Annotated in this window: 23 protein-coding genes and 1 pseudogene; 14 read left to right on the top strand and 10 right to left on the bottom strand. The window is 67.8% G+C overall.

Annotated elements, in window-relative coordinates:
• Window positions 1-581 (bottom strand): LptF/LptG family permease (locus VFE83_RS14445; protein WP_324907346.1); only part of this gene is annotated, 581 nt, incomplete at its 3' end.
• Complete coding sequence (lptF, locus tag VFE83_RS14440; protein WP_324907344.1) at window positions 578-1,684, bottom strand: LPS export ABC transporter permease LptF; 1,107 nt, start codon at window positions 1,682-1,684, stop codon at window positions 578-580. The genes lptF and VFE83_RS14445, both read right to left, overlap by 4 nt.
• Before the next feature lie 265 nt (window positions 1,685-1,949).
• On the opposite strand from lptF, the gene VFE83_RS14435 reads away from it, so the two are divergent.
• The 3 genes from VFE83_RS14435 (at window position 1,950) to VFE83_RS14425 (ending at window position 6,843) form a co-directional block, all read left to right on the top strand.
• Complete coding sequence (locus VFE83_RS14435; protein WP_324907343.1) at window positions 1,950-3,428, top strand: leucyl aminopeptidase; 1,479 nt, start codon at window positions 1,950-1,952, stop codon at window positions 3,426-3,428.
• A 107-nt stretch (window positions 3,429-3,535) separates the two neighbouring features.
• Window positions 3,536-3,958, top strand: a complete 423-nt coding sequence (locus VFE83_RS14430; protein ID WP_324907342.1) for a DNA polymerase III subunit chi — start codon at window positions 3,536-3,538, stop codon at window positions 3,956-3,958.
• A 107-nt stretch (window positions 3,959-4,065) separates the two neighbouring features.
• On the top strand, window positions 4,066-6,843 hold the full coding sequence (locus VFE83_RS14425; protein WP_324907340.1) for a valine--tRNA ligase: 2,778 nt from the start codon (window positions 4,066-4,068) through the stop codon (window positions 6,841-6,843).
• 185 nt (window positions 6,844-7,028) lie between these two features.
• On the opposite strand, the gene rimI is transcribed toward VFE83_RS14425, so the two are convergent.
• Genes rimI through pssA form a run of 3 tightly spaced genes read right to left on the bottom strand, consistent with a single transcriptional unit; the run spans window position 7,029 to window position 8,649 of the window.
• The gene (gene rimI / locus VFE83_RS14420; protein WP_414674752.1) at window positions 7,029-7,463 is read right to left on the bottom strand and encodes a ribosomal protein S18-alanine N-acetyltransferase; all 435 of its coding nucleotides are present in this window, start codon (window positions 7,461-7,463) and stop codon (window positions 7,029-7,031) included.
• Between the two features lie 47 nt (window positions 7,464-7,510).
• The gene (locus VFE83_RS14415; RefSeq protein WP_324907337.1) at window positions 7,511-7,876 is read right to left on the bottom strand and encodes a hypothetical protein; all 366 of its coding nucleotides are present in this window, start codon (window positions 7,874-7,876) and stop codon (window positions 7,511-7,513) included.
• Complete coding sequence (gene pssA / locus VFE83_RS14410) at window positions 7,873-8,649, bottom strand: CDP-diacylglycerol--serine O-phosphatidyltransferase (protein ID WP_324907354.1); 777 nt, start codon at window positions 8,647-8,649, stop codon at window positions 7,873-7,875. The genes VFE83_RS14415 and pssA overlap by 4 nt, the downstream gene beginning before the upstream one ends.
• Before the next feature lie 220 nt (window positions 8,650-8,869).
• Between pssA and VFE83_RS14405 the strand changes: the two genes are divergently transcribed.
• From VFE83_RS14405 to VFE83_RS14395, 3 genes and pseudogenes are all read left to right on the top strand, one after another.
• Entirely contained in the window at window positions 8,870-9,277 is a 408-nt protein-coding gene (locus VFE83_RS14405; protein WP_324907335.1) for a DUF4124 domain-containing protein, read from the top strand.
• Window positions 9,278-9,424: 147 nt separating this feature from the next.
• Window positions 9,425-11,137: a proline--tRNA ligase gene (locus VFE83_RS14400; RefSeq protein WP_324907333.1), complete on the top strand. Its 1,713-nt coding sequence runs from the start codon at window positions 9,425-9,427 to the stop codon at window positions 11,135-11,137.
• Between the two features lie 347 nt (window positions 11,138-11,484).
• Window positions 11,485-11,850, top strand: a pseudogene (locus VFE83_RS14395) (H-NS family nucleoid-associated regulatory protein); the annotation flags it as partial.
• A 199-nt stretch (window positions 11,851-12,049) separates the two neighbouring features.
• Here VFE83_RS14395 and VFE83_RS14390 read toward each other — a convergent pair.
• Complete coding sequence (locus tag VFE83_RS14390) at window positions 12,050-13,297, bottom strand: threonine/serine ThrE exporter family protein (RefSeq protein WP_324907331.1); 1,248 nt, start codon at window positions 13,295-13,297, stop codon at window positions 12,050-12,052.
• A 132-nt stretch (window positions 13,298-13,429) separates the two neighbouring features.
• Between VFE83_RS14390 and VFE83_RS14385 the strand changes: the two genes are divergently transcribed.
• Genes VFE83_RS14385 through VFE83_RS14370 form a run of 4 tightly spaced genes read left to right on the top strand, consistent with a single transcriptional unit; the run spans window position 13,430 to window position 17,035 of the window.
• Window positions 13,430-14,548, top strand: coding sequence for an ABC transporter permease (locus tag VFE83_RS14385; protein ID WP_324907329.1), 1,119 nt, complete (start codon window positions 13,430-13,432; stop codon window positions 14,546-14,548).
• The gene (locus VFE83_RS14380; RefSeq protein ID WP_324907327.1) at window positions 14,545-15,384 is read left to right on the top strand and encodes an ABC transporter ATP-binding protein; all 840 of its coding nucleotides are present in this window, start codon (window positions 14,545-14,547) and stop codon (window positions 15,382-15,384) included. The genes VFE83_RS14385 and VFE83_RS14380 overlap by 4 nt, the downstream gene beginning before the upstream one ends.
• Window positions 15,385-15,428: 44 nt before the next feature.
• The gene (locus VFE83_RS14375) at window positions 15,429-16,355 is read left to right on the top strand and encodes an MlaD family protein (protein WP_324907325.1); all 927 of its coding nucleotides are present in this window, start codon (window positions 15,429-15,431) and stop codon (window positions 16,353-16,355) included.
• Window positions 16,352-17,035 (top strand): ABC-type transport auxiliary lipoprotein family protein, encoded by a 684-nt coding sequence (locus tag VFE83_RS14370; RefSeq protein ID WP_414674751.1) that lies wholly within the window; start codon window positions 16,352-16,354, stop codon window positions 17,033-17,035. Before VFE83_RS14375 ends, VFE83_RS14370 begins: the two co-directional genes overlap by 4 nt.
• 14 nt (window positions 17,036-17,049) lie before the next feature.
• Here VFE83_RS14370 and VFE83_RS14365 read toward each other — a convergent pair whose 3' ends face one another.
• Window positions 17,050-17,649, bottom strand: a complete 600-nt coding sequence (locus VFE83_RS14365) for an alpha-ketoglutarate-dependent dioxygenase AlkB (protein ID WP_324907323.1) — start codon at window positions 17,647-17,649, stop codon at window positions 17,050-17,052.
• A 157-nt stretch (window positions 17,650-17,806) separates the two neighbouring features.
• Between VFE83_RS14365 and VFE83_RS14360 the strand changes: the two genes are divergently transcribed.
• Window positions 17,807-19,438 (top strand): electron transfer flavoprotein-ubiquinone oxidoreductase, encoded by a 1,632-nt coding sequence (locus tag VFE83_RS14360; protein WP_324907321.1) that lies wholly within the window; start codon window positions 17,807-17,809, stop codon window positions 19,436-19,438.
• Between the two features lie 50 nt (window positions 19,439-19,488).
• Here the strand turns inward: VFE83_RS14360 and VFE83_RS14355 are convergent, their stop codons facing one another.
• Together VFE83_RS14355 and VFE83_RS14350 are read right to left on the bottom strand one after the other, a co-directional pair.
• Window positions 19,489-20,121, bottom strand: coding sequence for a CoA transferase subunit B (locus tag VFE83_RS14355; RefSeq protein ID WP_324907319.1), 633 nt, complete (start codon window positions 20,119-20,121; stop codon window positions 19,489-19,491).
• A 24-nt stretch (window positions 20,122-20,145) separates the two neighbouring features.
• Window positions 20,146-20,865, bottom strand: a complete 720-nt coding sequence (locus VFE83_RS14350) for a CoA transferase subunit A (RefSeq protein WP_324907317.1) — start codon at window positions 20,863-20,865, stop codon at window positions 20,146-20,148.
• A gap of 103 nt (window positions 20,866-20,968) precedes the next feature.
• On the opposite strand from VFE83_RS14350, the gene VFE83_RS14345 reads away from it, so the two are divergent.
• The gene (locus VFE83_RS14345) at window positions 20,969-21,880 is read left to right on the top strand and encodes a hypothetical protein (RefSeq protein WP_324907315.1); all 912 of its coding nucleotides are present in this window, start codon (window positions 20,969-20,971) and stop codon (window positions 21,878-21,880) included.
• A gap of 10 nt (window positions 21,881-21,890) precedes the next feature.
• Here VFE83_RS14345 and VFE83_RS14340 read toward each other — a convergent pair whose 3' ends face one another.
• Entirely contained in the window at window positions 21,891-23,303 is a 1,413-nt protein-coding gene (locus VFE83_RS14340) for a mannose-1-phosphate guanylyltransferase/mannose-6-phosphate isomerase (protein ID WP_324907313.1), read from the bottom strand.
• 209 nt (window positions 23,304-23,512) lie between these two features.
• Here VFE83_RS14340 and VFE83_RS14335 point away from each other — a divergent pair, with 209 nt between their 5' ends.
• On the top strand, window positions 23,513-24,259 hold the full coding sequence (locus tag VFE83_RS14335; RefSeq protein WP_324907311.1) for an electron transfer flavoprotein subunit beta/FixA family protein: 747 nt from the start codon (window positions 23,513-23,515) through the stop codon (window positions 24,257-24,259).
• Window positions 24,259-25,200: an electron transfer flavoprotein subunit alpha/FixB family protein gene (locus tag VFE83_RS14330; RefSeq protein WP_324907309.1), complete on the top strand. Its 942-nt coding sequence runs from the start codon at window positions 24,259-24,261 to the stop codon at window positions 25,198-25,200. Before VFE83_RS14335 ends, VFE83_RS14330 begins: the two co-directional genes overlap by 1 nt.
• The last annotated feature ends 23 nt before the right edge of the window (window positions 25,201-25,223 follow it).

Below are 25,223 nucleotides of genomic sequence, written 5' to 3'. Positions count from 1 at the left end.
CCCTTGGCGTCGAACTCGAACAGGGTGACGTCGTGCAGTTCGAGCCAGCGATCGCCATCGCGTTCGCGTTCCTGCCCGCCCTGTGCGTTGAGGATGATCTCGCCCTCGCGCGCCCAAACACCGGCGTATTGCGCGACCACGGCATTGCCGGACTTGGCGCTGGACTTCAGCGCGTCGGCGCGCTGCTGCGACCACGGGGCGACGCTTTCGCCGTTGACCACCATCAGCGCGGTCAGGATGGCCAGCGCGCCAGCCACGGCAAGGCCGAGGCGACGCCGCGACAATCCCACCGCGCGCAGTGCAGTGAGTTCGGACGTGGCGGCCAACTGGCCCAGTGCCATCAGCGACCCGATCACCGCGGCGTACGGAAACAGGTAATACGCACGGCGCGGCACGCTCAGCGCCATGTAGGCGAAGGCCTCGGAGATGCCGTACTTGCCCTTGCCGATGTCGCCGAATTCGCTCACCAGGCCCAGCATCACGTCCAGGCCGGCCAGCACCGCCCAAGTCAGCAGCACCGTGCCCAGCACGGTGCGGCCGACGTACCAGTCGTGGATCTTCGGCAGCAACCTGAGCTTCATGCGGTCGCTCCGATGGTGGGAGCGGTTGGCTTGCGCCGTCCCAGGCGCCCATCGGTGAAATACAGCCACAGCGATACCGCCATCACCGGCACCACCAGCCACCAAAGTCCCAGTCCGGACGCGATCTTGCCGTCCTCCAGCCAGCCGCGACCGGCCGTCATCAGGTTCTGTCCGATCAGGTACGCCAGGAAGCCGACCAGGATGCGGCCGTAGCGCGCCTGCCGCGGCATGCTGCGCGCCAGCGGCACGGCCATCAGTGCGAAGGCGAATGCCAACAACGGGGGCGCGATGCGGTAGTGCAGTTGAGCGCGAGCCTCGGGGCGCCCGTCGGTGAGCAGCGCGGTCGTGGGCTGCAACTCCGGCGAGTCGGGGTCGTAGCGCGATGCATTGGCAGGCAGCAGGATCTCGTTGCTCGCGTAGCGCATCAGGCGGAAATCCTTGGCCCCAGCGCGCGAGCCTTCGATCTGGAAACCGTCTCCCAGCGTCAGGTAGCGATGGCCAGCTTCGTCCACTTTGAGCTGCCCCTGGTTGGCGGTCACCACATCGACGCGGTCCTCATCGCCGGCGCGGAACAGGAACACGCGCTCCAGCCGGGTCCCGTCCTTGGACATGTTGGACACGTAGATCACGCCGCCGTTGTTGGGGATGCCAGTGAAGGCGCCGGGTTCCAGGCCGGCCATCACCAGGTTCCGGTTGGCCTCGTTGATCATTTCCTTGGACAGGCGGTTCGCCGCCGGGCCCAGCCACAGCGAACAGGCCGCCACCACGCCGACCAGCGGGACCACCACCAGCAGCAGGGGCCGCAGCATGCGCCGCGGCCCGACGCCGATGGATGCGATGACCGGCATCTCCGAGTCGCGGTACAGCCGGCCCACGCCCATCATCAGGCCGAGCATCAAGGCCAACGGCAGGATCAACGGCAACCACTGGATCAGCACCAGACCCAGCTGGATCATCATCATCCCGGCCGGTACGCGGCCGCGGGCGATGTCCTGCAGCACGTCGGTGAAGGCGCCACCGACGGTGACGATCAGCAGCACGATCAGCGTGGCAAAGATCGCCTGGGCGAATTCGCTGAGCAGGTAGCGGTCCAGCTTGGGCATCGGTCGGCGTCGGGCAGCGGGGTCACAGGGTATTGGAACGGGCGCATGCGGCGCGTCGTTCGAGCCAGGTCCTTGGCCTGCTTGAACCACACCCCCTCGGCAGCTCCGCCGCCCGGCGGGCCACGGGCAGCGGCCTGCTAGAATCGGGGGTTCGTCCGAGGGCGTGAGACGGCTGCGCGACGCGCGGCCATGGGACATCGCGTCCCCCTCACGGCTGCTCGATTGTACGGAACTGCTCCTTCAATCTGCTTCGGGAATCTGTTGGATGGCCCTGGAATTCGACCTGAACCGCGACGCGCCCGCCGCCGCCCATACCGATTGCGTCGTCGTCGGCGCCTTTACCGACAACAGCCTGACGCCGGCCGGCAAGGTCATCGACGAGGCCAGCGGCGGTCGGGTGTCGGCCCTGCTGGGCCGCGGTGACGCCAGCGGCAAGACCGGCCAGACCGCGCTGCTGCACGACCTGCCCGGCGTGACCGCGCCGCGCGTGCTGGTGGTGGGGCTGGGCGATGCCGCCAAGTTCGGCGTGCCGCAGTACCTCAAGGCCGTGGGCGACGCGGCGCGCGCGCTCAAGTCCGGCCCGGTGGCCAACGCACTGTTCACCCTGTCCGAAGTCGCCGTGACCGGCCGCGACACCGCCTGGAACATCCGCCAGGCCGTGATCGCCGCCGACCACGCCTGCTACCGCTACACCGCCACGCTCGGCGCCGCCCGCAAGAAGGACGAGTCCGGCCTGCGCAAGCTGTCGGTGCTGGGCGATGACGCCCGCGCTTTGGCGCAGGGCCAGGCGATTGCCGCGGGCGTGCAGTTCTCGCGCGAGCTGGGCAACCTGCCGCCGAACATCTGCAACCCGGCCTACCTGGCCGCGCAGGCGCAGGAGTTCGCCGGCCGCTTCCCGACCACCTCGTGCGAGGTGCTGGATGTGGCGGAGATGACCGAGCTGGGCATGGGCTCGCTGCTGGCCGTCGGCCGCGGCTCGGCCAACCCACCCAAGCTCATCGTCCTGAAGTACAGCAACGGCGGTGACGCCAAGCCGTACGTGCTGGTCGGCAAGGGCATCACCTTCGATACCGGCGGCATCAACCTCAAGACGCAGGGCGGCATCGAGGAGATGAAATACGACATGTGCGGTGGCGCCACCGTCATGGGCACATTCGTCGCCGCGGTGGGCATGCAACTGCCGATCAACCTGGTCGTGGTGGTGCCGGCCGTGGAAAACATGCCCGACGCCGATGCCTACCGCCCGTCCGACGTGCTGACCAGCATGTCCGGCAAGACGATTGAAGTTGGCAACACCGATGCCGAGGGCCGCCTCATCCTGTGCGATGCGCTGACCTATGCGCAGCGCTTCGAGCCGCAGGCGCTGGTCGACGTGGCCACGCTCACCGGCGCATGCATGGTGGCGCTGGGCAAGTTCGCCTCGGGCCTGATGAGCAAGCACGACGATCTGGCGGGCGAACTGCTGGAGGCGGGCGAGAACGTCTTCGACCGCGCCTGGCGCCTGCCGCTGTGGGACGAGTACCAGACCCTGCTGGAATCCAGCTTCGCCGACGTCTACAACATCGGCGGCCGCTGGGCCGGCGCGATCACTGCCGGCTGCTTCCTGGCGCGCTTTGCCGAAGGCCAGCGCTGGGCGCACCTGGACATCGCCGGTTCCGCATCGGACGAAGGCAAGCGCGGCATGGCGACTGGCCGTCCGGTCGGCCTGTTGAGCCAGTGGTTGCTGGATAGAGCCGGGAATTGAGAATCGGGAATCGTGAGTAGCGCGCAACTTGCAAGTGCACCCCGCACGAGCGACCTGGCTTGTCGCTCCTGCGATTCCCCATTCTCCATTGCCGACTCCCGTCCCTGATGGCACGCGCCGATTTCTACCTGATCCAGAAGGACCGGTTCCGCGAGGAGCCGCTCCTTCTGGTGTGCGAGCTGGCGCGCAAGGCGCACGACGCCAACCTCTGGACGCTGGTGCTGGCGCGCGACGCCGAACAGGCCGAGCGGCTGGACGAGCTGCTGTGGGAGTTCGACGAGGATGCCTACATCCCGCACCAGCTGGCCGGCGATGACGAGGACGAACTCGCGCCGGTGCTGATCGCCACGCCTGAAACCGACACGCCGATGCGTCCGCTGGTGATCAACCTGCGCGACGAGCCGGTGAACGGCCAGTTCGAGCGCGTGCTGGAAGTGGTACCCGCCGACGACTCCGCGCGCGGTCCGCTGCGCGAGCGCTGGAAGCAGTACCAGGCACGCGGACTGGAACTGAAGAAGTACGACATGTAAGCCGGGACTGGGGAATCGGGAACAGGCATCGCCGCATCTGTTCCGAGTCCGCCAGCTCCCTGCTTCAACGATTCACCATTCCCGATTCACCATTCCCCGAACTTGCCATGTCCCTCGCCTCTTCCTACGACCCCAAGCAGTTCGAAACCCGCCTGTACGAGGAGTGGGAACGAAGCGGCGTGTTCCAGCCAAGCGGCAAGGGGGAGCCGTATTCGATCCTGCTGCCGCCGCCCAACGTCACCGGCACGCTGCACATGGGCCACGCGTTCCAGCACACGCTGATGGATGCGCTGGTGCGCTACCACCGCATGCGCGGTTTCGACACGCTGTGGCAGATGGGCACGGACCACGCGGGCATCGCCACCGAAATGGTCGTCTCGCGCAACCTCGCCGTCGAAGGCAAGGGCGAATCACGCGATTCGCTCGGCCGCGAGGGCTTCATCGCCAAGGTCTGGGATTGGAAGCAGCAGTCCGGCGACACCATCGAGAAGCAGATGCGCCGCATCGGTGCGTCGGGCGACTGGACGCGCAGCGTGTTCACGATGGACCCGATGGCCGCCGATGCGGTGATCGAAGCCTTCGTGCGCCTGTTCGATGAAGGCCTGATCTACCGCGGCCAGCGCTTGGTCAACTGGGATCCGGTGCTGAAAACCGCGATCTCCGATCTGGAAGTGGTCAACGAGGAAGAAGACGGCTTCCTGTGGTCGATCAGCTACCCGCTGACCGACGGCAGCGGCGAGCTCACCGTGGCGACGACGCGCCCTGAGACCATGCTCGGCGACGTCGCCGTGATGGTGCATCCGCAGGACGAGCGCTACACGCACCTCATCGGCCGCACGGTCACACTGCCGCTGACCGGTCGCGAGATCCCCGTCATCGCCGACGACTACGTCGATCGCGAGTTCGGCACCGGCGTGGTCAAGGTGACGCCTGCGCACGATTTCAACGACTACGCCGTCGGCCAGCGCCACAACCTGCCGCTGATCAACATCTTCACGCCCGACGCCGCAGTCAACGACAACGCGCCGGAGAAGTACCGCGGACTCGACCGTTTCGCCGCGCGCAAGGCGGTGCTGGCGAACCTGGAAGCGGAGGGCCGCCTGGTCGAGACCAAGCCGCACAAGCTGCAGGTACCGCGCGGCGACCGCACCGGCCAGATCATCGAGCCCTACCTCACCGACCAGTGGTTCGTGAGGATGGATGGCCTCGCGGCGCGCGGCCTGCAACTGGCGGAAAAGGGCGACGTGAAGTTCGTCCCCGCCAACTGGATCAACACCTATCGCCACTGGATGGAGAACATCCAGGACTGGTGCATCAGCCGCCAGCTCTGGTGGGGCCACCGAATCCCGGCGTGGTACGACGACGAAGGCCGCATCTTCGTCGGCCGCAACGAGGACGAAGTGCGTGCGAAGCACGGCCTCGGCGCCGACGTCACGCTGTCGCAGGACAGCGACGTGCTGGAGACCTGGTTCTCCTCGCAGCTGTGGCCGTTCTCGACCATGGGCTGGCCGAACGAGCAGGCCATGGCAGAACGCGGCTTCGACCGCTACGTGCCGTCGAGCGTGCTGGTCACGGGCTTCGACATCATCTTCTTCTGGGTCGCGCGCATGATCATGGCGACCGACCACTTCACCGGCCGCGTGCCGTTCCGCGACGTGTACGTCACCGGCCTGATCCGCGACGCCCAGGGACAGAAGATGTCCAAGTCCAAGGGCAACGTGCTCGATCCGCTGGACCTGATCGACGGCATCACGCTGGAGGACCTGCTCGCCAAGCGCACCACCGGCCTGATGCAGCCCAAGCTGGCGGAGAAGATCGAGAAGGCCACGCGCAAGGAATTCCCGGACGGCATTCCCGCCTTCGGCGCCGACGCCCTGCGCTTCACCATCGCCGCACTGGCCACGCATGGCCGCGACATCAAGTTCGACCTCGGCCGCGCCGAGGGCTACAAGAACTTCTGCAACAAGCTGTGGAACGCGACGCGCTTCGTGCTGATGAACACCGAGGACGCCAGCTTCGTCGGCGCTCCGCAGCCGAAGACGGACGCCGAGCGCTGGATCCTGTCGCGCCTGGCCACCGTGGCCGCGGAAGCCCAAACGCATTTCGCCTCGTACCGCTTCGACCTGCTCTCGCAGGCGCTGTACGAATTCGCCTGGAACGAGTTCTGCGACTGGTTCGTCGAGCTGGCCAAGCCGGCGCTGCAAGGCGAGGACGCCGAAGCCGCGTCGAGCACGCGCCACACGCTGCTGTTCGTGCTCGAACGCCTGCTGTCGCTGCTGCATCCGCTGATTCCGTTCGTCACGGAAGAGCTGTGGCAGCAGGTCGCGCCGAAGCTCGGCATCGTTGAGAACACCATCATGCTGCGCCCGTATCCGCAGGCCGCCGATTTCGCCGGCCAGGACTACGCCAGCGCCGAAGCCGACGTCGAATGGCTCAGGGCGATGGTCACCGCGCTGCGCAAGATCCGCAGCGAGCTCAACGTCGCGCCGTCGAAGACCGTGCCGCTGCTGCTGGCCGGCTGCACCGCGGGCGACCGCGAGCGCGTCGCGCGCTTCGATTCGCAACTGCGGTTCCTCACGCGCCTGGAATCGATCCACGTGCTCGACGACGCCAATACCGCGCCGGCGGCGGCGACCGGACTGGTCGGCGAACTGAAGCTGCTGGTGCCGCTGGAAGGCCTGGTCGACCTGGGCGCCGAACGCGCCCGCCTGGACAAGGAGCTCAAGCGCGTGGACGGCGAGATCGCCAAGTGCCACAACAAGCTGGCCAGCGAAACCTTCGTCGCCAACGCACCGCCGGCGGTGGTCGAACAGGAACGCAAGCGCCTGGCCGACTGGAACCTGCAGCGCGAGGCACTCGCTGCACAACGCGCGAAGCTGGGGTGAGCAGCGTCTGCCTCAAGGAAAAAAGGGCGGGTTACCCGCCCTTTCTTTTTGGACGCGGATCAACGCGGAAGACGCAGACTAAAGCGGCTGGACGAAGCTGCGTCCGTTTCCGGAACAGGTCCGGCCGCTTGTCCGGCTCCAATCCGCGTCATCTGCGTCCATCTGCGTCCATACAGGACAGCCACCTACTCCGGCGGCAGTAACTCGATCGCCATCACCAGCGCATCTTCGCGACCGTCACGCGCGGGGTAATAGCGAGGACGGCGGCCGATTTCGTTGAAGCCTTCCGAGTGATACAGCGCGATGGCGCCGGCGTTGGACGGGCGCACTTCCAGGAAGATGCGCTCGGCACCGCGGCCGCGTGCGATGTGCGTTAGCGCTCGCAGCAACTGGCGGCCATGCCCCTGGCCCTGGTGCGCGGGGTCGATACAGATGTTGAGCACGTGCGCTTCGCCGGCGGCCACGCTCATCAGGAAGTAGCCGACGATGCGACCGCCCAGCTGCATCACCCACGCGGGATAGTCGGCGCGCAGGCAGTCGCGGAAGATGCCGACGGTCCACGGGAATTCATAGGCGCGGATCTCGACCGCGTGCACCGCGTCGAGGTCTTCCTCACGCATCGGCCGCAGCGCGCCTGGTACCCGGCCGCTTTCGGCGGTCAGCGCGTTCACACCGGACGCCCTCTCCGCAGGGCGCGCAGATGCGGCCAAAGCGCGCGCTTGGCCGCGGCGTTGCCACGCAACTGCTTCGTATCGGGCACCAGGGCGATCACCGCCGCCGCATCGACGTGCGCACCCGCGGCGCGCAGCAGCGCCTGCATCAGGCGATCGCTGCCGGACTGCGTTGCAGACGAGCGGGACGGACGCGCGGGCACTTGGCCGCGATCGACCGATGGCGCGGCCGGGCGCGCCGGCGCGGGCACCTCGTTCTCCACGACCGGCGCCTCGGCTGGCTGCGCAGAGGTCAACGCGAACACCTGGTGGCCCATCGCCTGCAGCCACTCACGCTGCTGCGCGGTCCACAGCCCGCTCACGGCGACGCCTCGGGCGCGGCCGGACGACGCACGCGACGGAACACCGCATGCACGGGGCCGGACAGCGCGTACAGCGCGCCGATGGCAAGCAGCACGCGCGGCGGATCGATGGCGATGGCGACCACCGTCGCCAGCACCACCACGATCGCCAGGAACGGCACGCGGTCATGGCGCGGACCGCCGCCCTTGAAGCTGAAGTAACGCAGCCGGCTCACCATCAGCAGGCCGGCCGCGACGGTCAGCGCCAGCGCGCCGTAGCGCAGTTGCTCGCCGCTGTAGCCCAGGTCGTCGCAGGTCCACACGAAGCTGGCCACCAGGCCCGCCGCGGCCGGGCTGGCCAGGCCGATGAACCAGCGTTTGTCGACCTGCCCCACCTGCGAATTGAAGCGGGCCAGGCGCAGCGCGGCGCAGGCCGCATACAGGAAGGCCGCGACCCAGCCGATCTTGCCGGGAATGGCACCATCGAGCAGCGTCGTCGACAGCGCCCAGTGGTACATCACCAGTGCCGGCGCGAGGCCGAAGCTGACCAGGTCGGCCAGCGAGTCGTACTGCACGCCGAACTCGCTCTGGGTATTGGTCAGGCGCGCGACACGGCCGTCCAGCCCGTCCAGCACGCCCGCCACGAACACCGCGATGCAGGCCTCGTCGAACCGCCCCTGGGTGGCGGCGATGATGGCGTAGAACCCGGCGAACAGGCCGCCGGTGGTGAACAGGTTGGGCAGCAGGTAGATGCCGCGACCGCGCGGCCGCGGCGTGGATTGCGTTTCGTCCATGTGGGGGGCTGTGGGCATGTCGGTTCGGGGGCGCCGGATCCCGGCGGCGGCGCACTGCACCGTGACAGGCAAGTGTAAGCCGAGCAAGCCCGCATCGCCCGGCCGGTGCAACGAGACCGGCCGCACATATGCGCATGCCTGCGGCCCGGTAATGCTTGCCTGCACGCCGGTGCGGTGCTGCAATCCCGGCATCCCCCGCCTATCGCGCCCGGAGTCCCGCATGTCCTCCAAGCCGTACCTGCTGCCCGGCCTCGTCGCCGGCCTGTGCCTGGTCCTCGCCACGCCGGCGTTCGCGGCCAAGGTCTATCAGTGGAAGGACGCCAAGGGCGTCACCCATTACTCCGATTCCCCGCCGCCGGACCAGAACATCAAGGGCCGCAACGTGGCCGCCAAGGGTGGCGAGGCGCCGGCGCAGCCCACCAAGCCGGTGGTCAACGCCAACTGTTCGAATGCCCGCAGCAACCTGGCGGTACTGCAGGGCAGTGGCGACGTCGCCATCGACGAGGACAAGGACGGCAAGCCGGACCGCAACCTCAACGCCAACGAGCGCGCCAACCGCACGGCACTGGCCGAAGCCCAGATCAAGACCTACTGCGAGGGCGCCGCGGTCGCCAGCACCGGCGGCTGATCGCACGCGTCACCTCACTGGCGCAGGAGCCAGCCTGGTCGCGACCCGCTCGGGATCGTCGGCCGGCTGGCTCCTTCGTTTGCGGGCTCCGGCGCGCGACGCCGTGCATGGCAGAATGGCCGCTTCCCTACGTCCGAAGCTCCGCCGATGCGCCTGTCGCAGTTCCATCTCCATACCAGCAAGGAAACCCCCGCCGAGGCCGAGATCGTCAGCCACAAGCTGATGCTCAAGGCCGGCATGATCCGCAAGCTCGCTGCCGGCCTGTACACCTGGTCGCCGCTGGGCCTGCGCGTGCTGCGCAAGGTCGAGCGCGCCGTGCGCGAGGAGATGAACGCCGCCGGCGCCATCGAAGTGCTGATGCCGGCGGTGCAGCCGAAGGAACTGTGGGAAGAGACCGGCCGCTGGGCGAAGTTCGGCGGCCAGCTGCTGAAGATGCAGGACCGCAAGGAGTCCTGGTACTGCTACGGCCCCACGCATGAGGAAGTCATTACCGACTTCGCGCGCAACGAGCTGTCCAGCTACAAGCAGCTTCCAGTCAACTTCTATCAGATCCAGACCAAGTTCCGCGACGAGATCCGGCCGCGCTTCGGCGTGATGCGCGCGCGCGAGTTCCTGATGAAGGACGCGTATTCGTTCCACCTCGACGACGAGGGCCTGGACCGCGAGTACCGCAACATGTACGACACCTACGGCCGCATCTTCACGCGCCTGGGCCTGGCGTTCCGCGCGGTGTCGGCCGACAGCGGCGCCATCGGCGGCGCGGTGTCGCACGAGTTCCAGGTGCTGGCCGACTCGGGCGAAGACGCGATCTTCTTCTCCGACGGCTCCGACTACGCCGCCAATGTCGAGCTGGCCGAAGCCATCGCGCCGGGTCCGCGCGGCGCCGCCGGCGAGTCGATGCGCAAGATCGACACGCCGCACCAGAAGACCTGCGAGGACGTTGCCGCGCTGATGGGCATCACGCTCGACCGCACGGTGAAGTCTGTCGCCATGGTGGGTGCAGATGCCGAAGGCAACGCGCAGTTCGTGCTGGCGCTGGTGCGCGGCGACCACACCGTCAACGAGGTGAAGCTGGCCAAGCTCGCCGGCCTGGGCGAATACCGCCTCGCGACCGAGGCCGAAATCCTCGAACACCTCGGCAGCGAACCCGGCTTCCTCGGCCCGGTTGGCCCGAAGAAGAAGATCCGCGTGATCGCCGACCGCAGCGTCGCGGCGATGGCCGACTTCGTGGTCGGCGCCAACGAGAAGGGCTTCCACCTCGCCGGCGTGAACTGGGGCCGCGACCTGCCCGAACCCGATGAAGTCGCCGACATCCGCAACGTCGTCGAAGGCGACCCCTCGCCCGACGGCAAGGGCACGCTGCGCATTGCGCGCGGCATCGAGGTCGGCCACGTGTTCCAGCTGGGCCGCAAGTACGCCGAGGCGATGAAGCTGACCGTGCTGGACGCCAACGGCAAGGCCGCGGTGCCGTCCATGGGCTGCTACGGCATCGGCGTGTCGCGCATCGTGGCCGCGGCGATCGAGCAGAACCACGACGACAACGGCATCGTCTGGCCGGACGCGATGGCGCCGTGGCAGGCCGTGGTGTGCGTGATCAATCCGAAGGGCGACGCCGCGGTGACCGAGGCGGCCGAAGCGCTGTACCGCGATCTCAACGCCGCGGGCGTGGAGACCGCACTCGACGACCGCGGCCTGCGACCGGGTGCGATGTTCGCCGACATCGAACTGATCGGCATCCCGCATCGCATCGTCGTGTCCGAGCGCGGCCTGACCGCGGGCACGTTCGAATACCGTCATCGCCGCGCCAGCGAGTCGGAGAACCTCGACTGCGCGGGCGTGTTCGCGAAGTTCGGGAAGTAATCAGCCGTCCCCTCTCCCGCCCGCGGGAGAGGGTTTCTATGGAGGCGTGCGTTGCGGAACAGAGCGGCGCTTGCCACGAATCCGCCATTCCCGCGAAGGCGGGAATCCAGGCGAAGCGCCCGTTCCGCTCCGGAAGGCGTGTCGAACCTGATCGGCGGATCCCGCCTTCGGGGGATGGCCGACATGGAGCAAGTCGCACTCCTGCGGCTGCGGGCGAAGCGGCCTTCGTTTACCCGGTCCGGACCCGGCGATTATCATCGGGATAATGCAGCGGTAAATGCATCGGTCAAGCGCCGCAGGCAATCCGAACGTTTTCCCCCGACATTCCCGCATGCTCCGGAGGTTTTATGTCGATCAATCTCGATTCCCTCTCCGCGAAGGAACTTGACGCGCTGATCAACCAGGCGAAGAAGCGCAAGACGACGCTGGCCAAGCGCAAGCCCATCGCGGTGGTGCGCAAGAAGCTGACGCAACTGGCGAAGGCCGAGGGTTACACCATTGGCGAACTGTTCGGCGGCTCGTCGGCCCCGACGTCCGCCGCACGCGCCGCGAAGGCGCCCGCCCGCAAGGTGTCGAAGAACGCGGGGAAGTCGGTCGCGCCGAAATATCGCAACCCGGCGAATCCGTCGGAAACCTGGGCCGGGCGCGGCAAGCAGCCGCGCTGGCTGGCGGCGCAGACGAGCGCGGGGAAGAAGCTCGAGGACTTCCTGATCAGGTGATCAACCGATCGCCTGTATGACCAGAACGCCGGCCATGCGCCGGCGTTCTGGTTTCAGGGGCACGGCGAGATCGAGGAATTACGGAGCTGCGGACAGGCCTGGATCCCGGCCTTCGCCGGGATGACGGGGAAAGAGGGACCGGACGTTCGCTCTCCCGAGTCCCGAGTCCCCGAGGTCCCGAATCCCCAAAGCTTCAAAGATTCCGCCGAGCCGGCAGCAACAGGTTGCCGAACAGCAGGCCGGCGATCAGCGACAGCAGGATGTTGAGCACTGCGAGCATCGCCGCCTGGCCGGCGTCGATGTCCTGTTGCTGGATCAGCGTCAGCAGGCCGCGCAGGCTCGCGCTGCCGGGGACCAGCATGATGATGCCGGGCACGCGCAGGATCGCGCCGGGGCGATGCCACCAGCGCGCGTACGCGTTGCCCGCCGCGGTCAGGACCAGGGCCGCGAGGAAGATCCCGGCGGGGCTGCCGAACGCCAGCCCGCCGAAGCGCGAGATCAGGTAACCGCCGGCCGCCGCGGCCATCACCCTCGGGTAGTCCCGCCGATGTGCGCGGAACAACACCGCGAACGCGAACGCCGCCAGCGCCAGCGCGCACCACTCCACCCACTGCGGTTGCGGACGCGACGCGCGCACCTGCGCATCCAGGCCGACCAGGTCCGCCAGGTACAGCGCAATCACGGTGCCTATGGCGAGTTTGAGCACCGTGGTGACCGCGCCGGCGAAGCGCGCGGTGCCGGACACCAGGTGCTGGCTGGTCAGCTCGTTCATCGCGTTGGTCAGCGCCATGCCGGGCAGCAGCACGATCAGCGACGCGATGATCACGGTGTTCTGGTTCAACGGCGCCACGAAGGCCGCCACCAGCAACGTCACGCCGGCGGCGAACATGGCGGTGACCGCTTCCAGTGCCTCCTTGAAGCGCGGATGCGTTTCCGACCACTGCACCAGCAGGCCGATCAGCAGCCCGTTGATGCCGGCCACGCCGACGTCCAGCCACGGCAGCCGCAGCAGGCCGGCGATGCTGGTGGCGGCCAGCCCGTAGGCGAATATCTGCATCGCGCGGAAGCGGCGCGTCGGCGGCTTGTCCAGGGCGCTCATCTGCGCGTGCGCCTCGGCCAGGCCCAGGCGACCGGCCATCACGTCCTCGGCGATGCGGTCGGTCTCGGCCAGCCGATACAGGTCGGTCTCGCCCGGCGGCAGGCGAATCACGCGCGTGGTGTCGCTGTCGCCGGGCGGACGCTGCGGATCGGAGAACGTCAGGATCAGGCCCGTCGGGTTCGACCAGGGCTCGCAGTCCAGCCGCAGTTGCTGCGCCACGGCACTGATCGCGCCCTCCAGGCGTTGCGCGGTCGTCCCGTACGCATGCAGCCGCTCGGCCAGCTCGATCACGAAGTTGATGCGCGCGGCGTAGCTGGCGGCACTCAGGGGCGGCGGATTCATCGGCGAAGCATCGCATGCGTCCGCGCCGGACGGCAGCGCCGGCGATGCATTCCGCTACGGCCTTCGCGCTGCGTTCGCGCAGGCCTCGTTATCCGGGGCTGGTATCCTCCCGCGAGGTCCAGAGCCTGCTCCATGACCGAACCGACCGCACATCCGCCCGAAATCGACACCGACGGCCAGACGCCGTCGCGCCTGCGGCTGTCCGGATCGTGGACGCTCGACTACGCCGCCGACATCGGGCACGCGCTGGCCCGGGCCCCGGAGGACGTGGACGGCATCGACGCCACCGCGGTGGAGCGCCTGGACTCGGTCGGCGTGCTGCAGTTGCTGCGCTTCGCCCGCCGGCGCGGCGTGGAGTTCGACGTCTTCCAGTTCCACCAATCGCACCAGGCGCTGGTGTGCGCGATCGAGGACGTTTCCGACGACCGCCCGCGCAGGAAGCGCGAGTACGGCGTCAGTGCCGCGCTGGCGCGCTTGGGCCGCGCGGTGCACAACAACTGGAAGGAAGCGCTGGCGCTGCTCGCCTTCCTCGGCGAGGCGCAGATCAAGCTGCTGCGCATGTTCAAGGAGCCCGGGCGTTTCCGCCCCACCGCCACCGTGCATCACATGGAGCAGGTGGGCCTGGACGCCGTACCGCTGATCGCGCTGCTGTGCTTCTTGGTCGGCGCGGTGGTGGCTTTCCTCGGCGCGAACATCCTGCGCGACTTCGGCGCGGTGATCTTCGTGGTCGAGCTGGTGAACATCTCGTTCCTGCGCGAGTTTGCGGTGCTGCTCACTGCCATCGTCCTGGCCGGTCGCACGGCCAGTGCGTTCACCGCGCAGATCGGCGCGATGGTCAGCCGCGAGGAGGTGGACGCCATCCGCACGCTCGGCATGGATCCCATCGACCTGCTGGTGATCCCGCGCATGCTGGCATTGCTGGTGATGCTGCCGCTGCTCACCTTCATCGCGATGGTCTTCGGCCTGCTCGGCGGCCTGACCGTCGGCGCCTACAGCCTGGACATCCCGCCGCAGCAGTACCTCACGCGCATGCACGAGACCATGGAGCTGCGGCATTTCCTGGTGGGGCTGGCCAAGGCGCCGGTGTTCGCGCTGCTGATCAGCCTGATCGGCTGTCTGGAAGGGCTGCAGGTGGAAGGCACCGCGCAGTCGGTCGGCGAGCGCACGACCTCCAGCGTGGTGCAGTCGATCTCGATGGTGATCGTGCTGGATGCCTTCTTCGCGATCTGGTTCATGGAAATGGGCGTATGAAGACCCGCACCACGCACGCCCCGCTGCATCCGCTGGCCGACCCTTCGCGCCCGATCGTGCGCGTGCGCGGGCTGGTCAACCGTTTTGGCGAACAGGTCGTGCACGAAGGCCTGGACCTGGACGTGCGGGCCGGCGAGATCCTGGGCGTCGTCGGCGGTTCCGGCACGGGCAAGTCCGTGCTGATGCGCTCCATCCTCGGCCTGCGCACGCCCAACGAAGGCGAGATCGAAGTGCTGGGACTGGACGCGCGCCATGGGGACGCCGAGGACCGCCGCACCATCGAGCGCAACACCGGCGTGCTGTTCCAGGACGGCGCGCTGTTCTCCTCACTGACCGTGGGCGAGAACGTGCAGGTGCCGCTGAAGGAGTATCACGGCGACCTGCCCGATTCGCTGCGCTACGAACTGTCCCTGCTCAAGATCAAGCTGGCCGGCCTGCCGGCGGATGCGCTCAACAAGCTGCCCTCGCAGCTGTCGGGCGGCATGCGCAAGCGCGCGGGGCTGGCGCGGGCACTGGCGCTGGATCCGCCGCTGCTGTTCCTGGACGAGCCGACGGCCGGACTGGATCCCATCGGCGCGGCCGCCTTTGACCGTCTCATCCGCACGCTGCAGGAGGCGCTGGGGCTGACGGTCTTCCTGATCACACACGATCTGGACACGCTTTACGCTATCTGTGACCGCGTCGCGGTGCTGGCCGATCGGAAGGTGGTCGTGTGCGCGCCGCTGGCGGAGGTCGAGCGTTTCGATCACCCCTGGGTGCAGGAGTACTTCCACGGCCCACGCGCGCGCGCCGCGCGTGGCCCTGGAAACCAGCATCCCCAGCCGGCGGAAGCGTGACATGACCGACCCCCGCCGCCCCCCCATCGACACCCGGTGCTGACATGGAAACCCGTGCCAACTACGTCCTGATCGGCGCCTTCACCATCCTGGTCACGCTGTTCCTGCTGCTGTTCGCGCTGTGGGCGGCCAAGTACTCGTCCGAAAAGGAATGGCGCAACTACGCGGTGGTGTTCAACGAGCCGGTAACCGGCCTGACCGAAGGCGGCTCGGTTCAATACAACGGCATCAGTATCGGCACGGTGCAGACGCTGCGCCTGGCCCCTGACGATCCGCGCCGCGTGATCGCGCTGCTGCGCCTGCAGTCCAATGCACCGATCAAGACGGACACGCGCGCCAAACTGTCGATCCAGGGCATCACCGGCAGTCCCTTCATCCAGCTCACCGGCGGCAGTCCGGGCAGCCCGATGCTGGCCGACGTCGACCGCCGTGAGGTGCCGATCATCCAGACCGAAGCATCGGCGCTGCAGAACATCGCCGACACCGCAAACCGGCTGGTGGCACGTCTGGATCAGGTGCTCAGCGACGAGAACGTCCGCCGCGTTTCCAACACGCTGGCCAACGTGGAAGCGATGACCGGCTCGATCGCCGACCAGCGCGAAGACCTGCGCGCGCTCATCGTCAGCGCGCGCAAGTCGAGCGAGCAGCTGTCCGCCACGCTGGACACCACCAACCGCGCAGTGGAGACCGTCGACCGCGAGCTGGTCGCCAAGCTGCCGGGTCTGGTGGCCAAGCTGGACAGCACGCTCACGCGCCTGGACGCCGCGGCCAACAACGCCAACGGCGTGCTCACCGACAACCGCGCCGCCATCAACAGCTTCGCCAACGAGGGACTGGCGCAGCTCGGCCCCACCCTGTCCGAACTGCGCTCGCTGGTGCGCGACCTGCGCCGCATCAGCGACCGTCTGGACGGCAACCCGACTCGCTACCTGCTCGGACGCGACGGACCCAAGGAATTCGAACCCGAATGACCATGCGTGCCGACATGACGACGACCGCTTCCGCCCTCGCCCGCACGTGTTTTCGCCGCGCACTGGCCGCCGGCCTGCTGCTGATGCTGGCCGGCTGCTCGATCCTCAGCGACAAGCCCAGGAGCACCAGCACCATCTACGCGCCCGATCCGCAGGTGCAGGCCGATCCGGCGTGGCCGAAGGTGCAATGGCAACTGGTGCTGGCGCCGCCGACCTCGCCGCGCATCTTCGACAGCCTGCGCATGGCGGTGCGGCCGACGCCGGGCGAACTGCAGGTCTATCGCGGCGCGCAGTGGGCGCGTCCGCCGTCGGACATGCTGCAGGACACGCTGCTGCGCACGCTGGAAGACTCGGGCCGCATCACCGCGGTGGCGCGCCAGGGATCAGGCATGGCGGCCGACTACAGGCTGCTGCTCGACATCCGCCGGTTCGAGTCCGACTACACGCATGGCAACGGCACGCCCGCCGCAACCATCGAGGTCAGCGCCAAGCTGGTCCACGTGGCCAGCCAGCGCATCGCCGCCGCCAGGGTGTTCCATCAGGCCACGCCGGCCGCCAGCACCTCGGTGGCCGACGTGTCCAACGCATTCGAACGCTCGCTCGCTATGCTGGGCCACGACCTCGCCGGCTGGACGCTGACCAGCGGCCAGGCGCACAACGCCACCCTGCCCCGCAGCTAGCGCTATTCCCGCCGTCAGCCAGACGCGGGCCGCAGGATCTGCCGGAACGTCAGGTTGATGCGCGCGCCGACCGGCCGCGCCGTGCGTGGCAACGCGTGCCGGTAATGGCGCTGGGTCGGCCCGGACATCACCAGCAGGCTGCCGTGCGGCAGCTCCAGGGCCAGTCGCCGCTCCGGGTCGCGCCGATGCTTCAGCGCGAAACGCCGCCTAGCGCCCAGGCTGAGCGAGGCGATCACCGGCGCCGCCCCGAGTTCCTGCTCGTCGTCGCTGTGCCAGCCCATGGCATCGCGCCCGTCGCGGTACAGGTTGGCCAGCACGCTGTTGAAGTCCACGCCCAGCTCTCGGTGCAGCCGCTCGCGCAGCGGCCGCAGCACGGCCGGCCACGGATGCGGCTCGAACAGCGCGCCGGAATAGCGATACCGCGCCTGCGGATCGCCGATCCAACAACTCAGCCGCGGTGAATCGACCTCCCGGCCAAAGATGCGGATGCGGTGGACGCTCCAGGGAACCTGGTCCTGCAGCACCCCCAGCAGCCCGTCCGCATCGACGGGCCCCAGCCAGTGTGGATCGAAGCGCAGTTCGGCATCTGACAGGGGCAACGGCGACAGGACCATACCCCACGCTAGCACGGCGTATTGCGGCGGCCTGCCGATTTGGCGCGGGCCGCGCAAAACCGCGACAATTCAGGGTCGAAGACGCCCGCCGCACGCGCCGCCTTCGAATCTGCCCTTCCACGCCAGCCGTCGCGCCAGCACGTTCCGGAGTCGCCGCATGAGCCAACCCGATCCCAACGCCGTCGATCACGTCGAGCGCGACGTGATGGAGTACGACGTCGTCACCGTGGGTGCGGGCCCGGCCGGCCTGTCGTTCGCGATCCGCCTGAAGCAGCTCAATCCGGAGATCTCGGTCTGCGTGATCGAGAAGGCCTCCACCATCGGCGCGCACATCCTGTCCGGCGCGGTGATCGAGCCAGCCCCGCTCGACGCGCTGCTGCCCGGCTGGCGCGACAACCCGCCGCCGATCTGCGTGCCGGTGACGCAGGACGAGTTCTGGATGCTGAGCAAGGAAGGCGGCCGGCGCCTGATGAACCCGCCGGGTATGCACAACAACGGCAACTTCATCGTCAGCCTCGGCGCGATGTGCGCCTGGCTGGCGCCGCAGGCCGAAGCGCTGGGCGTGGAGATCTATCCCGGCTTCGCCGCCGCCGAGACCCTGCATGACGACACGGGTGCGGTCGTCGGCGTGCGCATCGGCGACATGGGCATCGCGAAGGACGGCTCGCACAAGCCTGGCTACACCGCCGGCATCGACATCCGCGCCAAGGTCACCGTGCTCGCCGAAGGCGCCCGCGGCCACCTCACCAAGCGCCTGATCAAGCAGTTCAAGCTGGACGCCGACAGCGATCCGCAGGGTTATTCGATCGGCATCAAGGAGCTGTGGCAGGTGCCCGAAGACCGCGTCACGCCGGGCAAGGTCGTGCACAGCGTCGGCTGGCCGGCCGACAACCAGACCTACGGCGGCAGCTTCCTCTACCACCTGGACAAGGGTCGCATCGCGCTGGGCTACGTCAGCGGCCTGGACTACAAGCATCCCGAGTACAAGCCGTGGGAAGCCTTCCAGCAGTGGAAGAACCATCCTTCGGTGAAGTCGTTGCTCGAAGGCGGCAGCATCCTGTCGGCCGGCGCGCGCGCCATCGTGACCGGCGGCTGGCAGTCGCTGCCGAAGGTCGAAATGCCCGGCGCGCTGCTGATCGGCGACACCGCCGGCCTCCTCAACGTCCCCAAGATCAAGGGCACGCACCAGGCGATCCGCTCGGGCATGCTCGCGGCCGAACACCTGGTCGCCTCGCAACTGGCACCGCAGGGCTTCGACGCCAGGCTGCGCGCGTCCGAAGCGATGGCCGAGCTCAAGAAGGTCCGCAACATCAAGCCGGGCTTCAAGCGCGGCTTCTGGTTCGGCATGGCGAACGCCGCGTGGGAGACGATCACCGCCGGCCTCTCCCCGTGGACGCTGAAGAACAAGCCCGACTGGTCCTCGCTGGACAAAGTCGGCGAGCACGAAGCGCCCAAGCGCGACTACGTCGATCGCACCCTCGCCCCGCGCGATCGCCTGCAGGGCGTGTACTTCGCCGCCACCGAGCACGACGAGGACCAGCCCGTGCACCTGAAGGTGCGCGATACGTCCATCTGCATCACGCGCTGCGCCGAGGAATACGACAACCCCTGTACCCGCTTCTGCCCCGCCGCGGTCTACGAGATCGTGCAGGACGAAGCCGGCAAGCGCCTGCAGATCAACGCCGCCAACTGCGTCCACTGCAAGACCTGCGACATCAAGGACCCCTACGAAATCATCGACTGGGTAACGCCGGAAGGTGGGTCGGGGCCGAATTACCAGAACCTGTGATGCATGAAAAGGCCGCCAATCGGCGGCCTTTTTTTGAGATGCGCAATCGATCAGGCGCGCGTGAACGCTACGCCCGTCTTTTCACCCAGCTCGGCCTCACTCACGTCAGGCGCCAGCTCTATCAGTTTGAGGCCCTCTGTCGTCACATCCATCACCGCAAGGTCCGTGATGATGCGATTCACCACGCCCACGCCGGTCAGCGGCAACGTGCATTCGGGCAGGATCTTGTGCTCGCCGTTCTTCGCGGTGTGCTCCATCAGCACGACCACGCGCTTCACGCCGGCGACCAGGTCCATGGCGCCACCCATGCCCTTGACCATCTTGCCGGGCACCATCCAGTTGGCGAGGTCGCCCTTGTCGGTCACCTGCATCGCGCCGAGGATCGCCAGGTCGATGTGACCGCCACGGATCATCGCGAACGAATCGTGGCTGCCGAAGTAGCTGGCGCCGGGCCGCGCGGTGACGGTCTGCTTGCCGGCGTTGATGAGGTCGGCGTCGACTTCGGCCTCGGTCGGGAACGGCCCGATGCCGAGCAGGCCGTTCTCGCTCTGCAACCACACATCCACGCCCTCGGGAATGAAGTTGGCCACCAGCGTCGGCAGGCCGATGCCGAGGTTGACGTAGGCGCCGTCGGTGAGTTCCTGCGCGGCGCGCTGCGCCATCTGGTCGCGGGTCCAAGCCATGATCGGTTTCCTGTGTTCGTGTGGTCAGGCGGCGCGTACGGTGCGCTGCTCGATGCGCTTTTCGGGCGAGGCGTTGACCACGATGCGGTCGACGTAGATGCCCGGCAGGTGCACGTGGTCGGGGTCGATCTGGCCGATCTCGACCAACTCCTCGACCTCGGCGACGCAGATCGCGCCGGCCATCGCGCAGGCGGGATTGAAGTTGCGCGCGGTCTTGCGGAACACCAGGTTGCCGGCCCGGTCGGCCTTCCACGCCTTGACCAGCGAGACGTCGGCCTTCAGCGCGGTTTCCATCACGTAGTGCTGGCCGTCAAACTCGCGCGTTTCCTTGCCGTCCGCCACGACCGTGCCGTAGCCGGTGCGGGTGAAGAAGGCAGGGATACCCGCGCCACCGGCGCGCAAGCGCTCGGCCAGCGTGCCCTGCGGATTGAACTCGAGTTCGAGCTCGCCCGACAGGAACTGGCGCTCGAATTCCTTGTTCTCGCCGACATAGGACGAAATCATCTTCTTGATCTGCCGCGTCTCCAGCAGCAGCCCCAGGCCGAAGCCGTCGACGCCCGCATTGTTGGAAATGGCGGTGAGGCCTTTCACCCCGCTGTCGCGCAGCGCGGCGATCAACGCCTCGGGAATGCCGCACAGGCCGAAGCCGCCGACCGCGAGCGTCTGCCCGTCGGCGACGATGCCGTCGAGCGCAGCCTTCGCGCTGGGGAAAAGCTTGTTCTTGCCGGTTTGCGTCGCGGCCATGACGGACTCCGTTCGGGTGCGCAATGATCGGCAGTTTACCGTGGCCGAGTGGTGGGACCACCGTACCTTCGGGCATGGGCCGAAGCGTCTAGACTCCGGGTCCATGAGATCGATCGCTCTCGTCACCGCCATCGCCTCCGCCGGTCAGGACGACGACCTGGTGCCGTTGCTGGACGCCTGTACCGATGCCGGGCTGGCCGCGCAGATCCGCGCCTGGGACGACCCCAGCGTCGGCTGGAACCGCTACGACGCAGCGCTGTTGCGCTCGCCATGGGATTACACACAGCGGCTGCCGGAGTTCCTTGCATGGTGCGAGCGCGTGTCCGCGCAGACCCGCTTGATCAACCCGCTGCCCGTGGTGCGCTGGAACACCGACAAGCATTACCTCGACGACCTGGTCCGGCGCGGCATCCCCGTCGTGCCAACACGGTTCGTCGAGCCGGACATGGAACCGCTGCCGGCGCTGCAGGCCTTCCTCGCCGAGCATGCCGCTGCGGCCGAGTTCGTGGTGAAGCCGTCCGTAGGTGCGGGTTCGAAGGACGCGCAGCGATACTCGCGCTCACAGGAATTCGCCGCGGCGAACCACCTTGCGCGCCTGCTGGATGCGGATCGCAGCGCGATGCTGCAGCCGTACCTGCCTGCGGTGGACGAACACGGCGAGACGGCATTGCTCTATTTCGGCGGTCGCTTCAGCCATGCGATCCGGAAGAGCGCACTGTTGCGTCTGGATGGCGCGGATGTTCCGCAACCGCCAGCGACGGAGAAGATCGCCGCACGCATTCCGGATGCGGACGAAGTGGTATTGGCGGAAACCGTGCTGGCGACCGCTGTTGAGGCCTTGGCGCTCGCACAACCGCTCACCTACGCCCGCGTCGACCTGATCCGCGACGCGGCCGGCCAGCCCAGCCTGCTCGAGCTCGAACTTTGCGAGCCTTCGCTGTTCTTCGCGCATGCAACCGGGAGTGCCGAACGCCTCGCCTTGCAACTGGCGCGGACGGTGTCCGTCCGCGCCTGAGGTCGACCCCTTACGAGCGGCCGTATACGTCCTCGAGCCGGACGATGTCGTCCTCGCCGAGGTAATGCCCCGACTGCACCTCGATCAGTTCCACCGGCTCGGTGCCGCGGTTGCGCAGGCGATGCACGCTGCCGAGCGGAATGTAGGTGCTCTCGTTCTCGTGCAGGTCAAACACGCGGTCGTCGCAGGTGACTTCCGCGACGCCGGACACGACGATCCAGTGCTCGGCACGCTTGTGATGCTTTTGCAGGCTCAGCGCGGCGCCGGGCTTCACGACGATGCGCTTGACCTGGAAGCGCTCGCCCATGTCGATGGAGTCGTAGCTGCCCCACGGGCGGTAGACCTTGCGGTGGAACAGATGCTCCTGTCGTCCCGCTGCCTTCAGGTGGTCGACGACGGTCTTGACGTCCTGCACGCGATCCTTGCGCGCCACCAGCGTCGCGTCAGGCGTATCGATGATGACGAGGTCCTCGACACCGATCGTGGCGATCATGCGGCGCTCCGAGGCGCGTACCAGGCTGCCCTTGGTGTCGATCGAAATCACGTCGCCGTCGTGGCGGTTGTCGTCGCCATCGCGTTTGGCCACCGACCACAGGGACGACCACGAGCCGATGTCGCTCCAACCGCAGCTCACCGGCACCACCGCTGCGCGATCGGTCTTTTCCATGACGGCGTAGTCGATGGAGTCGTTGGGGCTGGCGGCAAAGGCGTCCCGGTCGACCCGGATGAAGTCCAGGTCCTTCTTGGACGCCGCATAGGCTTCGCGTGCGGCGGTCAGCACGGCCGGTGCATGACGCGCCAGGTCGTCCAGGTAGGCACTGGCCTTGAACAGGAACATGCCGGAATTCCAGGCATACGTTCCCTCGGCCACGTAACGCTCCGCGGTGGCCAGATCCGGCTTCTCGACGAAGCGCTGCACGCGATAGCCGTCTGCGCTGAGCTCGTCGCCCCGGAGGATGTATCCGTACCCCGTCTCGGCGTAGTCCGGAGTGATGCCGAAGGTGACCAGCCAGCCCCGCTCCGCGATGCCCGTGGCGGATGCGACGGCCGTGCGGAATGCTTCTTCGTTGTCGATCAGATGGTCGGCCGGCATCACCAGCAAGGTGCCGTCCGGGTCGCGCGCCGCGACGTGCAGCGCCGCCAGCGCGATCGCCGGTGCGGTGTTGCGTGCGACAGGCTCCAGCAGGATGCCGCCACTGGGAATCGCGACCTCCTGCAACTGCTCGCCGATCATGAAGCGATGGTCTTCGCTGCAGACGGTGACCGGGGGCTGCGCGTTCGGGAGCTTGGCGGCACGGATGACCGTCTCCTGATACAGGGAGTGGTCACCAATCAGGCGGAGGAACTGCTTGGGCTGGTTCTGCCGCGAAAGCGGCCACAGGCGCGAACCACTGCCGCCGCTGAGGACTACGGGGTGAAGCATCCTGGCTCCGGAACTTCTTAAACGGGAGGCCAAGAATACCGGAGCGCAACACTCCCGGCTGAATCGGCCAGGTGGCTGGACCTCGCGATCCAGCCCCACGGGAGAAGCACCGGCGGGGTCCCCATCCGCCTGCGTAGGGAGCCCCTCTCGGCTAGAATCGGCGGTTCTCGGCCGCAACCAGGCCGCGCAACCATAGGAACCCCCGCACGATGAAGATCCTCGTCGGCTACAAGCGCGTGGTGGACTTCAATGTCCGCATCCAGGTCAAGCCGGACGGCTCCGGCGTGGTCACCGACGGCGTCAAGCTGTCGGCCAACCCCTTCGACGAGATCGCCCTGGAAGAGGCCCTGCGGCTGCGCGACAAGGGCATCGCGACCGAGGTCGTGGTGGCCACCATCGCGCCTGCCGACGCCCAGGCCCACCTGCGCAACGGCCTGGCGATGGGCGCCAACCGCGCCATCCACGTGGTGGCCGACCAGCCGATCCAGCCGCTGACCGCCGCCCGCACCCTGCTCAAGCTGATCGAGAAGGAACAGCCGGACCTGGTCATCCTGGGCAAGCAGGCCATCGACGACGACGCCAACCAGACCGGCCAGATGCTCGCCACGCTGTGGGGACGGCCGCAGGCCACCTTCGCCTCCAAGCTCGACATCGAGGGCGGCAAGGCGACGGTCGTGCGCGAAGTGGACGCCGGCCTGGAAACGCTGGAAGTCGACCTTCCGGCCGTGGTCACCACCGACCTGCGCCTCAACGAGCCGCGCTTCATCAAGCTGCCGGACATCATGAAGGCCAAGAGCAAGCCGCTCGAGACCGTCCAGTTCGCCGACCTCGGCGTGGACGCGGGCGAAGGTCTCAAGACCACCCACTACGCCGCGCCGGCCAAGCGCAGCAAGGGCGTGATGGTGAAGGACGCGGCCGAACTGGTCGCCGCACTCAAGCAGAAGGGGCTCCTGTAATGAGCAAGGTATTGATCGTCGCCGAACACCTGGACGGCAAGCTCAACGCTTCCACCGCCAAGTGCGTCTCCGCCGCGCAGGCGCTCAAGCCAGAGTCCATCGACATCGTCGTGCTGGCCGCCGACCCCGCCGGCGTCGCTGCCGAAGCCGCGCAGATCGCCGGCGTGGGCAAGGTGCTCACCGTCGCCAGCGCCGCCAACGCCACCGCCATCGCTCAGGTGCTGGCGCCGCAGGTCGCGAAGCTCGCTACCGGCTACACCTACGTCTTCGGCCCGAGCACCACCTTCGGCAAGGACCTGATGCCCTGCGTCGCCGCGCTGCTGGGCGTGTCGCAGGTGTCCGACGTGATGGCTGTGGAAGGCAGCCACAGCTTCAGGCGCCCGATCTACGCGGGCAACGCCATCATCACGGTCGAAGCACCGGCCGGACAGACGGTCGTCGCCACCGTGCGTACCGCGTCTTGGCCGGAAGCCGCCAAGGGTGGCAGCGCAGCGGTGGAAGCCGCCTCCGTCGACGCGGCCCTCCCCTCGCACACCCGCTTCGTGGGCCTCGCTGCTGGCAAGTCGGACCGCCCGGACCTGCAGTCGGCCCGCCGCGTCGTCTCCGGCGGCCGCGGCGTCGGCTCGGCCGAGAACTTCAAGGTGATCTACGCGCTGGCCGACAAGCTGGGCGCGGCCGTCGGCGCCTCGCGCGCGGCGGTCGACGCCGGTTACGTGCCCAATGAACTGCAGGTCGGCCAGACCGGCAAGATCATCGCCCCGGAACTCTATGTCGCTGTCGGCATCAGCGGCGCCATCCAGCACCTGACGGGCATCAAGGACGCCGGCACCATCGTCGCGATCAACAAGGACGGCGACGCGCCGATCTTCGAGATCGCGGACATCGGTCTGGTGGGGGATCTGTTCTCGTTGTTGCCGGAACTTGAGAAGGCGCTGGGCTGAGCCGCCAGCGTCGCCCTTTTATG

The sequence above is a fragment of the Lysobacter sp. genome (assembly GCF_035655815.1).
In the GTDB taxonomy this organism is placed as follows: Bacteria; Pseudomonadota; Gammaproteobacteria; order Xanthomonadales; family Xanthomonadaceae; genus Lysobacter_J.
The sequence above is the reverse complement of the archived record's forward strand: the minus strand, read 5'-3'. Positions and strand labels throughout refer to the sequence as shown.

Coding starts and splice junctions, on each gene's coding strand:
- lptF (WP_324907344.1), bottom strand. CDS start 1,684: ATGCCCAAGCTGGACCGCTACCTGCTCAGCGAATTCGCCCAGGCGATC.
- VFE83_RS14435 (WP_324907343.1), top strand. CDS start 1,950: ATGGCCCTGGAATTCGACCTGAACCGCGACGCGCCCGCCGCCGCCCAT.
- VFE83_RS14430 (WP_324907342.1), top strand. CDS start 3,536: ATGGCACGCGCCGATTTCTACCTGATCCAGAAGGACCGGTTCCGCGAG.
- VFE83_RS14425 (WP_324907340.1), top strand. CDS start 4,066: ATGTCCCTCGCCTCTTCCTACGACCCCAAGCAGTTCGAAACCCGCCTG.
- rimI (WP_414674752.1), bottom strand. CDS start 7,463: ATGCGTGAGGAAGACCTCGACGCGGTGCACGCGGTCGAGATCCGCGCC.
- pssA (WP_324907354.1), bottom strand. CDS start 8,649: ATGGACGAAACGCAATCCACGCCGCGGCCGCGCGGTCGCGGCATCTAC.
- VFE83_RS14405 (WP_324907335.1), top strand. CDS start 8,870: ATGTCCTCCAAGCCGTACCTGCTGCCCGGCCTCGTCGCCGGCCTGTGC.
- VFE83_RS14400 (WP_324907333.1), top strand. CDS start 9,425: ATGCGCCTGTCGCAGTTCCATCTCCATACCAGCAAGGAAACCCCCGCC.
- VFE83_RS14390 (WP_324907331.1), bottom strand. CDS start 13,297: ATGAATCCGCCGCCCCTGAGTGCCGCCAGCTACGCCGCGCGCATCAAC.
- VFE83_RS14385 (WP_324907329.1), top strand. CDS start 13,430: ATGACCGAACCGACCGCACATCCGCCCGAAATCGACACCGACGGCCAG.
- VFE83_RS14380 (WP_324907327.1), top strand. CDS start 14,545: ATGAAGACCCGCACCACGCACGCCCCGCTGCATCCGCTGGCCGACCCT.
- VFE83_RS14375 (WP_324907325.1), top strand. CDS start 15,429: ATGGAAACCCGTGCCAACTACGTCCTGATCGGCGCCTTCACCATCCTG.
- VFE83_RS14370 (WP_414674751.1), top strand. CDS start 16,352: ATGACCATGCGTGCCGACATGACGACGACCGCTTCCGCCCTCGCCCGC.
- VFE83_RS14365 (WP_324907323.1), bottom strand. CDS start 17,649: ATGGTCCTGTCGCCGTTGCCCCTGTCAGATGCCGAACTGCGCTTCGAT.
- VFE83_RS14360 (WP_324907321.1), top strand. CDS start 17,807: ATGAGCCAACCCGATCCCAACGCCGTCGATCACGTCGAGCGCGACGTG.
- VFE83_RS14355 (WP_324907319.1), bottom strand. CDS start 20,121: ATGGCTTGGACCCGCGACCAGATGGCGCAGCGCGCCGCGCAGGAACTC.
- VFE83_RS14350 (WP_324907317.1), bottom strand. CDS start 20,865: ATGGCCGCGACGCAAACCGGCAAGAACAAGCTTTTCCCCAGCGCGAAG.
- VFE83_RS14345 (WP_324907315.1), top strand. CDS start 20,969: ATGAGATCGATCGCTCTCGTCACCGCCATCGCCTCCGCCGGTCAGGAC.
- VFE83_RS14340 (WP_324907313.1), bottom strand. CDS start 23,303: ATGCTTCACCCCGTAGTCCTCAGCGGCGGCAGTGGTTCGCGCCTGTGG.
- VFE83_RS14335 (WP_324907311.1), top strand. CDS start 23,513: ATGAAGATCCTCGTCGGCTACAAGCGCGTGGTGGACTTCAATGTCCGC.
- VFE83_RS14330 (WP_324907309.1), top strand. CDS start 24,259: ATGAGCAAGGTATTGATCGTCGCCGAACACCTGGACGGCAAGCTCAAC.